This window comes from Halomonas binhaiensis (assembly GCF_008329985.2).
Lineage (GTDB): Bacteria > Pseudomonadota > Gammaproteobacteria > Pseudomonadales > Halomonadaceae > Halomonas > Halomonas binhaiensis.
The window spans coordinates 489,032-501,700 of sequence record NZ_CP038437.2; the positions used below are offsets into that span (position 1 = coordinate 489,032).

At 57.1% G+C, this 12,669-nt stretch carries 8 protein-coding genes; all 8 read left to right on the top strand.

Features of this window, described 5'->3' with window-relative positions:
• The first annotated feature begins 429 nt into the window (after positions 1-429).
• The 8 genes from E4T21_RS02140 to phnG all read left to right on the top strand — a co-directional run bounded on the left by E4T21_RS02140 (position 430) and on the right by phnG (position 12,667).
• On the top strand, positions 430-3,975 hold the full coding sequence (locus E4T21_RS02140) for an Ig-like domain-containing protein (protein ID WP_205423442.1): 3,546 nt from the start codon (positions 430-432) through the stop codon (positions 3,973-3,975).
• Positions 3,890-4,540, top strand: a complete 651-nt coding sequence (locus E4T21_RS02145) for an Ig-like domain-containing protein (RefSeq protein ID WP_205423443.1) — start codon at positions 3,890-3,892, stop codon at positions 4,538-4,540. Before E4T21_RS02140 ends, E4T21_RS02145 begins: the two co-directional genes overlap by 86 nt.
• On the top strand, positions 4,455-8,330 hold the full coding sequence (locus tag E4T21_RS02150; protein WP_205423444.1) for an Ig-like domain-containing protein: 3,876 nt from the start codon (positions 4,455-4,457) through the stop codon (positions 8,328-8,330). The genes E4T21_RS02145 and E4T21_RS02150 overlap by 86 nt, the downstream gene beginning before the upstream one ends.
• 274 nt (positions 8,331-8,604) lie before the next feature.
• Positions 8,605-9,474 (top strand): phosphonate ABC transporter ATP-binding protein, encoded by an 870-nt coding sequence (phnC, locus tag E4T21_RS02155; protein ID WP_240349261.1) that lies wholly within the window; start codon positions 8,605-8,607, stop codon positions 9,472-9,474.
• 44 nt (positions 9,475-9,518) lie between these two features.
• Positions 9,519-10,565 (top strand): phosphonate ABC transporter substrate-binding protein, encoded by a 1,047-nt coding sequence (phnD, locus tag E4T21_RS02160; RefSeq protein WP_205423445.1) that lies wholly within the window; start codon positions 9,519-9,521, stop codon positions 10,563-10,565.
• 104 nt (positions 10,566-10,669) lie between these two features.
• Positions 10,670-11,410: a phosphonate ABC transporter, permease protein PhnE gene (phnE, locus tag E4T21_RS02165; RefSeq protein WP_240349262.1), complete on the top strand. Its 741-nt coding sequence runs from the start codon at positions 10,670-10,672 to the stop codon at positions 11,408-11,410.
• Positions 11,411-11,432: 22 nt separating this feature from the next.
• Positions 11,433-12,239, top strand: a complete 807-nt coding sequence (phnF, locus tag E4T21_RS02170; protein WP_149283101.1) for a phosphonate metabolism transcriptional regulator PhnF — start codon at positions 11,433-11,435, stop codon at positions 12,237-12,239.
• Positions 12,236-12,667, top strand: a complete 432-nt coding sequence (gene phnG / locus E4T21_RS02175; protein WP_149283104.1) for a phosphonate C-P lyase system protein PhnG — start codon at positions 12,236-12,238, stop codon at positions 12,665-12,667. Before phnF ends, phnG begins: the two co-directional genes overlap by 4 nt.
• Positions 12,668-12,669: the final 2 nt, after the last annotated feature.

Sequence of the window (12,669 nt, forward strand, 5' to 3'; positions counted from 1 at the left end):
TTTCTATAGATGGTTTCGTTGTGTCTCGCTGTTTTGTGTTGATCTCACTGGCGTGATGGCAGTGTGATTTCTGGAATGGATTATTTTTAAAGATGTATTGGGAAATCATACTTTTGATGTGGGAAATTTCCGGCTTATTCCGGTTGAAGCTTACTGGGAGACTTTTATCGAAGTCCGCGCCGGAGTATCTGCTCAAAGCTGGATAATGACCTGCTTCAGGCTGGCTAATGAAGGGTGGACCTCGTTGATCTTGTATTAAAGGACAGACTCTTCACTGAGAGCAGGGAGCGTTGTCCTGTTACGAAAAATTGCTCGATTCAGGTGAGCCAAGTCTTTCGGTAATTATGCTGAAAGGCTTTTGATATCAATATTTTTCGGCTAGGGCATTGAGTCGCTGAAAGTATTAAAACCTATACCAAGAGGTTTTTCATGGAAACATTGATTAAGCTTATCACCATCGCTAATCAGGACCGCCAGCAGGTTTTCTCGACAAGTGACACTGTAGTTGTACAGCTTGCTGAACCCAGCGTGGTGCTTCTTCAAGAACCAATCAGCGATGCAATGCGTTTTGAACGCATGGACAATGACCTGCTTGTCTATAACGACAGCCGTACCATTCAACTGTCCCAGTTCTTTGCACAGGACTCCGTAGGCAATCTTGGTGAGCTTGTCGCGGGGGAAGCAGGTCAGGGAGCCTCTCGTGTAACCTTCAACAACCTGTCAGAAGCTCCTGCTCCCGGAGAAGCAGTCGAGCTGGTGGCGCAAGTTGCACCAATCTCGCTAGATGGCACCGTTATCGTCCGTGATACTACAGTGGACCTGGAAACCTCCGAACCGCCAGTTCCTTCTGATAGCGGTGATGATACTGCCAACGAACCGACAGTCACGATTATGACTCCCGTGTCTGATGATGACGTCATCAGTGCGGCTGAATATGGCCAGTCGCTATCAATCACCGGTACTTCCACTGGATTGGCAAAGGGAGATATCGTCACCGTCGTTATCGACGGTAACGAGTATCTGGCGGGTGTGCAGGCTGACGGTAGTTGGAGCGTGGTATTGCTGCCCGAAGTCACGCAACAGTTGTCAGCGGGAATCGTGGATATCACGGCCACTGCCGAGACAGCATCCGGTGATATCGTTGAAGACAGTCACAGCATCTTTGTCATCATTGGTAGTGTGCAGGTCACCATTGACCCGATTGGTAGTGATGGCCAGCTCAATACTACAGAAATCACGTCACCGCTGATGGTAACCGGTTCTGCCACCAATGCTCCGAATGGTGGAACGGTCGTCCTGGAGTTGTTGGACCGTGAGTACATCGGTCAGATCGATGAAAACGGCAACTGGAGCGTGGAATTGCCAACGTCCCTTTGGGACCGTCTGGCAGATGGCGAGATCCATGTTACGGCAACAGTGACCAATGTCGAAGGTAACACCGGGCAGGCCGAGACCGACATCGAACTGGATACTGTGATACCCACGGTGACGATCAATGAGGTTGCTGAAGATAATGTGGTCAATGCTGTCGAGCATGGACTGGCGCTCGAAGTCACTGGTTCGACCACGGGTCTTGAAGGCGGTGAAGTCATCACTGTCGAACTCAATGGCGAGAGCTATACCACTGTAGTGAATTCAGCAGGCAACTGGTCTGTGGTGGTACGTGCCAGTGACGTAGAAGCCTTGGCGGATGGCGATAACACGCTGAATGCGTCGGTGACGACGGCTGCAGGCAATACAGGATCGGGCAGCCATACCTTCAATGTGAATACCTTCACGCCGACTCTGACCATCGATACACCGGTGGCGGGTGATGACATCATCAATAGGCTTGAGCTGGGATATCCCCTGGAGATTAGTGGTACCACGACCGGCCAGAATGAAGGTGATGTGGTTACCATCGAGTTCAATGGCCGGATCTTCACTACCAACGTTGAGGCAGACGGAAGCTGGTACACCGGCATCTATAGCTCGGACATTGGTGATCTATCAGATGGCTTGCATGTCATCTCGGCGAGTGTCGAGAACGCTGTCGGGAACCGTGCCGAAGAAAGTCACGCCGTGATCGTCGACTCTACCGTGAAAGTGATTGATGTCGATATCGATACGATTGCGGGTGATGACAGCATCAATGCTACCGAGGCTGCCGCAGACATGACCATCACGGGCATGGCCAAGGGCGCAGATGCGGGCGATTTTGTCATAGTGGATATCGGCGGCAACAAGTACTACGCCACGGTAGCCGAGGATGGCCGCTGGTCTACGAATGTGCCAGCCAGTACCTGGGACAGCATCGCAGATGGCTCTGTTGAAGTGACGGCATCCATCACCACCGACAACAGCGCAGGTAGCGAAACTCGCGAAGTGATTCTGGATACGGTCGCGCCGACCCTGACGATCAACGCCATCGCCGAGGATGACATTGTCAATGCCATCGAGCATGAGCTGGCGCTGGAGATTGGAGGGACCGCCGGCGGGCTGGTCGGTGGTGAAGTTGTCAGTGTTGTCCTGAATGGCAAGGTCTATACCACGGCGGTGACCGAAGAGGGCACCTGGGAACTGAATGTCGGCGCCAAGGATGTCATGGCCCTGAGCGACGGTGATTATACCGTTACAGCCTCAGTGAGCGATGCCGCAGGTAACGAGGCCAATGCCGAGCACGACTTCACTGTAGTGGCTGGTGGCGACAACCTGCTGACTCTGACTATTACTACCCCTGTGGCGGGCGATGATGTCATCAGCTCTGATGAGCGTGGCGAAGACCTGTCGATCTCTGGTGTCAGCACCGGTCTGACTGAAGGCAGTGAAGTCGTCGTCAACCTGGATGGTGAAGCCTATACCACGGCCGTGGCAGCAGATGGCAGCTGGAGCCTTGTGGTTCCGGCAGACGTAGTGCTGGCAATGGCAAATGGCGTCGCGGTGATCGAAGCCAGTGCCGAAGACTCTATTGGCAATCGTGCTGAAGATATCCACTACGTTGTGGTCCAGCCTATCGTCAAGATCATCAGCATTGATCCGATCGCAGAAGACAATATCGTCAATGCCGATGAAGCCACTCAAGATACGACCATTACCGGTACAGTGACCCACGCTACTGAAGGCGATGCTGTCACTGTCTCTATCGGCGACACTGAATATGCTGGTGTCATCGCGGCTGATGGCAGCTGGTCTGTCGATGTTCCCGCCGATGCCTGGGCAGGCATTGCAGAAGGCACAGTTCCTGTGGTCGTCAGCCTGGACGATGGTACAGAACTCAACCAGGACGTGTTGCTGGATACCGTTGCACCTGAGGTGACGATTGATGCTATCGCCGCCGATGACATTATCAATGCTGCTGAGCATGGCGATGGCTTGACCGTAACAGGCTCGGCCACAGGCCTGGCGGGCGGTGAACAGGTCAACGTCAACATCAATGGCAAGGACTACACCGCAACAGCCGCCGCTGATGGCAGCTGGAAGCTGGATGTCCCGGTCGAGGATGTAGCAGCGCTGGCAGATGGCGACTACACCGTGACTGCCACGGTCGTGGATACTGCAGGCAACGAAGGCAGTGCACAGCGTGACTTCAGCGTAGTGGCTAGCGCTGACAGCCTGCCGACGGTGTCCATCGACACCATTGCCGGTGATGACATCGTCAATGCTGCTGAGCATGCACAGGCGCTGACAGTCACCGGTACCACCACCAACCTGGCGGAAGGCGATGAAGTTCGCGTTGAACTCAACGGCCAGACCTATTCCGCAACGGTGGCCACCGATGGCAGCTGGTCACTGGACGTTCCGGTCGAGAATGTTGCTGCTCTGGCGGATGGCGATTACACCGTGATCGCCACGGTGACCGATGCCACACGTGACTTTAGCAACGCCAGGGTACTGCAGCTGGTCAGTGGATGTGGCGTCTGCGGACGTTGCCGCACTGGCGGATGGCGATTACACCGTGATTGCCACGGTGACCGATGCCGCGGGCAACGAAGGTAGCGCACAGCGTGACTTCAACGTTGCGGCCAGCGCTGACAGTCTGCCGACGGTGGCCATCGATAGCATTGCCGGTGATGACATCGTCAATGCTGCCGAGCATGAGCAGGCGTTGTCGGTTTCTGGTGCGACCACCAACCTGGCGGAAGGTGATGAAGTTCGCGTTGAACTCAACGGCCAGACCTATTCCGCAACGGTGGCCGCTGATGGCAGCTGGTCAGTGGATGTGGCGGCTGCGGATGTTGCTGCACTGGCGGATGGCGATTACACCGTGACTGCCACGGTGACCGATGCCGCGGGCAACGAAGGTAGCGCACAGCGTGACTTTAGCGTAGCAGCCAGCGCAAACAGCCTGCCGACGGTGGCCATCGACACCATTGCTGGTGACGACATCATCAATGCTGCTGAACATGAGCAGGCTCTTACCATCTCCGGTACAACCACCAACCTGGTGGCAGGTGACAAGGTCAACGTCGAGCTGAATGGCAACGCCTACGAAGCCACCGTTGCCACTGATGGCAGCTGGTCAGTGGATGTGGCGGCTGCGGACGTTCACCGTCAGCGGTAGTGCTGAAGGGGTTCCTGCTGGTGGCAAGGTCAACGTCGAGCTCAATGGCAACGCTTACGAGGCCACCGTTGCCGATGACGGCACTTGGTCAGTGGACGTAGCGGCTGCGGACGTTGCCGCGCTGGCAGATGGCGACTACATCGTGATCGCCACGGCGACCGACGCTGCAGGCAACACAGGTACCGATCAGCGTGACTTCAGTGTCGCAGCCAGTACTGACAGCCTGCCGGGTGTCTCCATCGCTACCATCGCTGGCGATGACATCGTCAATGCTACCGAGCATGATCAGGCACTGACCATCTCCGGTACCACCACCAATCAGGTGGCAGGTGACAAGGTCAACGTCGAGCTGAATGGCAACGCCTACGAGGCCACCGTTGCCGCTGACGGCACCTGGTCAGTGGATGTAGCGGCTGCGGACGTTGCTGCACTGGCAGATGGCGACTACACCGTGATGGCTACGGTGACCGATGCTGCGGGTAACGAAGGTACCGATCAGCGTGACTTCAGTGTTGTTGCCAGTGCTGACAACCTGCCGACGCTGGAAATTACCGGGCCGCTGGCTGGTGACGACATCATCAATGCCACCGAGCAGGAGCAGGCGCTGACCGTCTCTGGTACTTCTACCAAGCTGGAGGCAGGTGACAGGGTCAACGTCGAGCTGAATGGCAACGCCTACGAGGCCACCGTTGCCGCTGATGGCACCTGGTCAGTGGATGTAGCGGCTGTGGACGTTGCTGCACTGGCAGATGGCGACTACACCGTGACCGCCAAGGCGACGGATGCGGCAGGCAATATGGCGGAAGCGGACCATCAGGTCACGGTTGATGTCACTGCACCAGTACGCGTCGCTACTATCACTGGTATCACTGAAGATACCGGTATCGCAGGCGACTATATCACCAGCGACTCTCGTCCGGTGATTTCGGGTGGTACCGGAGGCGCAGCTCCGTATCCTGATATCCGAGTCGAGGTCAGTCTCGATGGTGGTAAGACCTGGCAGACGGCTTCCACACCTGAGCCGGATGGCTACTGGGAGTTTGCGGTCGAGCAGGACCTGGCGGATGGTCAGTATGAGGTCATGGCACGTCTGACCGATGCGGCGGGTAACTCGAGCGCGCCAGACACGGTGACCATGACAGTAGATACGGTGACCCCCACCGTGACCATCGACGCCCTGGCTGGCGATGATGTGATCAATGCTACCGAGCATGGCCAAGGTCTGGAGGTCACCGGTACGACCACCGATCTGGCAGAAGGCGATAAAGTCAGCATTGAGCTCAATGGCAAGTCCTACGAGGCAGACGTTGCCGGCGATGGTAGCTGGTCACTGGATGTACCGGCCGAGGATGTTGCCGCACTGGCAGATGGTGATTACACCGTGACTGCTTCAGTGAGCGATGTTGCCGGCAACGACAGCAGTGCACAGCGTGACTTCAGCGTGGTCGCCAGCACTGACAGCCTGCCAGGGGTATCTATCGGTACCATCGCTGGTGATGACATCGTCAATGCTTCCGAGCATGACCAGGCACTGACCGTCTCCGGTATGACCACCAATTTCCCTGAAGGTGGCAAGGTCGATATCGACTTCAATGGCAAGGCCTACGAGGCAACCGTTGCCGCTGATGGCAGTTGGTCAGTGGATGTAGCGGCTGCGGATGTTGCTGCGCTAGAGGATGGCAGCTATACCGTGGTCGCTACGGTGACCGACGCTGCAGGCAACGAAGGCCGCGATGAGCGTGACTTTAGCGTCACGGCCAGTGCAGACAGCCTGCCGACATTGGCCATCGATACCATTGCTGGTGATGACATCGTTGATGCTGCTGAGCATGGTCAGGCGCTGACGGTCTCTGGTACGAGCACCAACCTGCCGCAAGGCGACAGGGTTAACGTCGAGCTCAATGGCAAGGCCTACACCGCAACAGTGGCTGCCGATGGTAGCTGGTCAGTGGATGTTGCCAGTGCAGACGTTGCCGCCCTGGCTGATGGCGACTACACCGTGAAGGCCACGGCGACGGATGCTGCGGGCAACGAGGCGACGGCACAGCATGACTTCAGTGTTGCGGCCAGTGTCCCGACGGTGACGATTGTTGGGCCGATCGCCGGCGATGACATCATCAGTACCGTAGAGCATGATCAGGCACTGGCGGTCGATGGAACGGCGACAGGAGTTGCACCGGGTACCATCGTTCGCGTAGAGATTGTTGGTGTTCCCAACTCCACCTATCTTGGCCTCGTAAAAGAGGATGGCAGCTTCCGCATCGGTATTGCAGGCGAATACGTCTCCATGCTGCAGGATGGTAAGGCGCAAGTCCGTGCCTGGGCCACCAATGACCTGGGCAATACCGGGGAAGGCTTCTATGAGTTTGACGTCGTTACCGGTTCACTACCTGTCACCATCGATATGGTTACTGGGGATGACGTTGTCGACTCCACTGAAGCGGCTTCAGCAGTGACGGTGACAGGTTCTGTCATCAACGCTGCCGCCGGCGACGAGGTTGTCATGAAGGTGGGTGGTGACACCTACACCGGTGTCGTGAATGAAGATGGCACAACCTGGAGCGTGGATATTGATCCCGTCACCTGGAGCCACTTCAAGGACACCGACATCGATGTCAATGTCACGGTGACCAACGCCCAGGGCAACAGCGGTTCTGCTGTTCGTACGGTGGGCCTCGATATCTCTACCCCGGTCATCTATTTCGATACGATCGCGGAAGATGACATCGTCAATGCTTCTGAACATGCTAAGGACCTGGCAATTGGTGGTTCGGTCCTTGGACTTGATGGTGGTGAGACGATGTATGTCGAGCTCAACGGCAAGACCTACACCACCACGGCAACAGCAGATGGGCGCTGGACGTTGAATGTGCCGGCGGCAGATGTGTCCGCCCTGGCGGATGGTAACCACACGATCTCTGCCAGCGTGACCGAAGAGGCCGGTAATACCGGAACTGCCTCGCACGACTTCAGTGTCGATACCGTTCTGCCGACACTGACGGTCACGGAAGGTGTAACACGCAGTGGTGACAACATTGTCACGCCTGACGAGCACGGCACGAACCTGGAAGTCTTCGGTACTTCCACAGGGCTGGATCACGACTTCGTCTATCTGGAGATTGCTGGCTTCACCTACAACATCCAGACATTCGATGATGGCACCTGGGGCATCGTGACTCGTAGGGCCGACATGGCCACGCTGACGGATGGCACGTACGAGATCAAGCTCCACGCCACCAACGACGTGGGCAACGTAGCCGAGACCTCGGTCGAGCTGGTGGTTGATGCGGGTGTGCCGTCGCTTCAGTTGTTGTCGACTGAAGCTCAGGATAGTGCGGTGGTCGACGACCAGGCTGTTGCTGGCTCGGTGGAGGATGACACCCTGGAAAGCACTCAGGCTGATGAACACTTCACTATCGGCAATGGCGGCCATGACTCCGTGGTATATCACCTGCTGGATGCAGCCGATGCCACCGGTGGCAATGGTGCAGATCGTATCAGCGGCTTCACGGTAGGTGATGGCAACAATACCGCAGATGCTGATCGTATCGATCTGAGTGAGTTGCTCGCTGAGCGTCGTTCGACGGAAGGCAGCGATGGTGCCGAGACGACAGAGGCGGGAGATCTCAGTGACTACCTGAGCGTTACCGTGAAGGGCAGCGATACCGAGATTGCCATTGACCGTGATGGTGCCGGCTCCACTCACGAGATGACGACTGTCGTGACGCTCTCTGGCGTTCAGACCGACCTGGCAACCTTGCTGGCGAATCATCAGCTGGTTGTCAGCTAATTTAGCCATTGACGAGTTTGTCAGTAGTTTCAAGGGGACCTTCGGGTCCCCTTTTTTGTCTGCTGTTCAGCGTTTTTGCTGCTCTGGTTGTTGTCAGATGGAAGTCAATTAGATGACGCTAGCCTTCTATCCTATTGATTTCTTTCACTCACATTGGGCTATGGGAGCTGGTTGGAGGATTCAGGCCTGAAAATGTCATCTATCTGACATTGTCTAGACAACTGGGCTTCACATTCATCACTGACACTGGCGTCAATCAAAGAGGAGAGACGTCATGTCCATTCCTGCAATGGAGTCCATCGTTGCACCTGTGACGCCGGCGATTCGGGTAGAGAAGCTGCAGAAATCGTTCGGACAGCGTCGGGTACTCGATGACATCAGCTTCCTGGTTTACCCGGGACAGATGGTGGCCCTGATCGGGCCATCCGGTTCTGGCAAGTCCACTCTGCTGCGTCACTTGGTCGGCCTGACCTGTGCCAGTCGCGGCGGCAGCCTTGTTGCACTGCTGGGGCGGGAAATACAAAAAGCAGGCCGCATGCGGCGTGCAAGGCGTCAGGAGCGTTGCCGCACAGGATATATCTTCCAGCAATTCAATCTGGTCGGGCGCCTGAGTGTGTTGACCAATGTCCTGGCTGGAAACCTGGGGCGTATGCCCCGTGGCCGGGCCTTGCTGGGACGCTTCAACCAGGAAGAGAAAGCTCGGGCATTACGTTGTCTGGCGCGTGTCGGCCTGGAAGAGTTGGCGGGCCAGCGGGCCAACACCTTGTCCGGTGGCCAGCAGCAGCGTGTTGCCATCGCCCGGGTTCTGATGCAGGACGCCGATGTGATTCTTGCCGATGAACCCATCGCTTCCCTTGATCCACGCAGTGCCCGGGAAGTCATGGAGATTCTCCAGCGCATTCATGCCGAAGATGGCCGCACCGTGGTTGTCACTCTGCATCAAGTCGATGTGGCACGTCGCTATTGTCAGCGTGCCATCGCGCTCAAGGATGGGCGCATGTACTTCGATGGAGCCATCGCTGAGCTCACTGACGAGCGCCTGCAGGATCTCTACCAGAACACCGACCTTGACGAATTGCAGGACACCTCCCCGCAGACGGGAAAAGCGTCCCGTGAGCCGTCATTGCAATACACCACTGCCTGACACAACCGCCTGATCTCCCCCAGGCTTATACAGGAGCATTCCTCATGGCTTTCGCGACTCTCTCATTCACAACTCTCCGCCGCCTGACCATGCCGCTGGTACTGGGTGTCAGCATGGCCGTTGCCGCACCGCTGGTGTCTGCCGAAGAGCTGAAGTTCGGCATCATCTCCACCGAGTCCAGTCAGAACCAGGCGCCTCTATGGCAGCCTTTCCTCGACGATATGTCCGAACAGCTTGGTATGGAAGTGAAGCCGTTCTTTGCCACCGACTATGCTGCGGTAATCGAAGCCATGCGCTTCAACCAGATTGACCTGGCCTGGTATGGCAACAAGTCAGCCATGGAAGCCGTCGACCGTGCAGGTGGCGAGGTATTTGCCCAGACCGTCCCTGAAAACGGCCAGCCGGGATACTGGAGCCTGCTGATCGTCAACCAGGACAGCGATCTGCAAAGCGTCGATGATGTACTGGCCAATGCCTCTGACCTGATCTTTGGCAATGGTGATCCTAACTCTACCTCTGGCTACCTGGTGCCAGGCTACTACGTCTTTGCCAAGCAAGGTGTGGATGCCGCCACGGCCTTCAAGCGCACCCTGAATTCCAGCCATGAGACCAATGCACTGGCTGTGGCCAATAAGCAGGTTGATGTGGCGACCTTCAATACCGAGAGCATGGAACGCCTGGAAATCACGGCACCTGACAAGGCCGAACAATTGCGCGTGATCTGGAAGTCTCCATTGATTCCGTCGGATCCGCTGGTCTGGCGCAGCAGCCTGGATGAGGACACCAAGCAGAAACTGCGTGACTTCCTGCTCAACTATGGCGATAGCGCTGAAGAGAAGGAGATCCTGGCACCACTGCAGTGGGCGCGTTTCGATGAGTCCAGCAATGACCAGCTGCTGCCGATTCGCCAGTTATCCATGTTCCAGAAGCGCGCAGCGGTCGAGAAGGATCAGAGCCTGTCCGATAGCGAGCGAGAGACCAAGCTTGCCGAGATCGATGCCAAGCTCGATGAGCTGGACAAGCGCATGAGCGAGGTGCAGGCAGCGGATGCTGGCACCGAAGATGAAGCTGACTCCACTACCACGGGCTGAGCGTCGCCATGAATTCTCAGACTTCAAGGATGGATGCTTCATCACCGGAGCACATCCGAAATAAGCAGGGTTATCACAAGCAGGGTTATCAAAAGAGTAGCTGGGTGACGCTGGCAGTTTGGGGCCTTGGCCTCGCAGTACTAGCCTGGTCCTGGCAAGGCGCAGAGATGCAGCCGGGGCTGCTGTTCTCCAACGCCGGCAACATGGCCACCCTGGCCGGAGACTTTTTCCCCCCGGCCTGGGGCAACATTGGCCACTATATTGAACTGATGCTGGTCACCATACAGATCGCCATATGGGGCACGCTGATGGCCATCATCGTGGCCATTCCATGCAGTCTGCTATCTTCAGAGAACCTGGTGCCCTGGTGGGTGTACCAGCCGATGCGTCGGCTGATGGATGCGACACGTGCCATCAATGAGCTGGTGTTTGCCATGCTGTTCGTGGTGGCAGTAGGGCTTGGGCCCTTTGCTGGTACCTTGGCACTGTTTGTCCATACCACCGGTGTGTTGGCCAAGTTGTTCTCCGAAGCTGTAGAGGCCAGTGATGCCGGCCCCATGGAAGGGATTCGTGTCACGGGGGCAGGGCGTATCGAGGAAATCGTCTTCGGGCTGATTCCCCAGGTACTGCCGCTGTGGATTTCGGTCAGCCTGTATCGTTTCGAGTCGAACATTCGCTCGGCCACTGTGCTGGGCATGGTCGGGGGTGGTGGTATCGGTGTCGCGCTGTGGGAAACCATGCGTGGTTTCCAGTACGCCGAAACGGCCACCATCATGCTGGTGATCATCGTTGCCGTGACTGCTCTGGACATGGTTTCCCAGCAAGTGCGCAAGCGCTTCATCTGAGGCGCTTTTTCAAGGAGTTAGGATGTCTAGACAAGTTGCTGATCATGATACCAAGCCGAGGTATCGACAGCTGGCAGACACTTTGGCTCGGGAAGTCCGCAGTGACTTTTCACCAGGTGACCTGCTGCCCAGCGAGGCAGTGCTGGCCAAGCGTTTTGCTGTCAATCGCCATACGGTACGCCGGGCGCTGGATGAGCTGGTTGCCGCGGGAATGGTCACACGCCATCAGGGACGAGGCACCCAGGTAGTGGACCGCCGTCTCGATTACGCGGTGAACGCAGGAAGCAAGGTGACCCATAACCTGGCAGAGCTAGGGCTTGATACCCAGACCCAATGCTTGAGTCAGGGGTTGCAGCAGCCTCCTGAAGCCATCGCCCAACGCTTTGGTGTATCACCTGATCAGCCCCTGCTGTGTGTGGATACCTTGCGTAGTGTCGATGGGGCTGTGGTACTGAGGCTGCGTCACTGGTTCGATCCTGAGCGTGTTCCTGGATGGCAGCAACGCTATCGCGGAGGCTCCACACGTGCCGTGCTGGCCCAGCACTATGGTCTGACACTGACCCGTTCACGAGTACGCCTTGAAGCCAGCCAGGCCGGTCCCGACGACAGCCGGTTGCTGCAATGTCCCCATCTGGCGCCGCTATTGGTGCTGACCAGTGACAACGTCGATGCTGATGGCCGCCTGGTGGAAGTTTCCGTCAGCCGAGCCAGGGCCGATCGTATTGCCTACCACTTTGATTTCGACCATGGGGACTCTGATGTGCCCGACAGTGACTCTACAGAGCGTCTTTCTGTCGCGAACCACACTGAGCAAGGAGATACCGAATGACTCCCGCACAGCGTCATCGCATTTTCGCGTTGACCCCTTTCGACCGTCTTTCTGCGCAGTGGCAAGCCCTGGGCATTCAGGTTCGCCATCGCTGTGTGCGAGGCCCGGAAACCGGCATGACCATGGTGCGTGGTCGCATGGGCGGCTCAGGTAATGCCTTCAACCTGGGCGAGATGACACTGACCCGAGCCAGTGTGGCGCTGGAAGACGGGACGCTGGGACATGGCTGGATCGCCGGGCGCGACAAGGCGCATGCCGAGATGATCGCTGTCATTGATGCCTGTGCCCGCCACGACAGCTGGGGGCGACGTATCGATGCCGAGCTTGCCGAGCCACTGGCAGACGTATTGCAGCGTGAGCGTGAGGAAAGATCGAAGGCCGCCGCAGCGACTCGGGTCGATTTCTTCACCATGGTCCGGGGGGAATAAGC

What these genes read in the sequence shown, in the direction of transcription:
- E4T21_RS02140 (WP_205423442.1), top strand. Translation starts at nt 430, where the DNA reads ATGGAAACATTGATTAAGCTTATCACCATCGCTAATCAGGACCGCCAG.
- E4T21_RS02150 (WP_205423444.1), top strand. Translation starts at nt 4,455, where the DNA reads ATGGCAACGCCTACGAAGCCACCGTTGCCACTGATGGCAGCTGGTCAG.
- phnC (WP_240349261.1), top strand. Translation starts at nt 8,605, where the DNA reads ATGTCCATTCCTGCAATGGAGTCCATCGTTGCACCTGTGACGCCGGCG.
- phnD (WP_205423445.1), top strand. Translation starts at nt 9,519, where the DNA reads ATGGCTTTCGCGACTCTCTCATTCACAACTCTCCGCCGCCTGACCATG.
- phnF (WP_149283101.1), top strand. Translation starts at nt 11,433, where the DNA reads ATGTCTAGACAAGTTGCTGATCATGATACCAAGCCGAGGTATCGACAG.
- phnG (WP_149283104.1), top strand. Translation starts at nt 12,236, where the DNA reads ATGACTCCCGCACAGCGTCATCGCATTTTCGCGTTGACCCCTTTCGAC.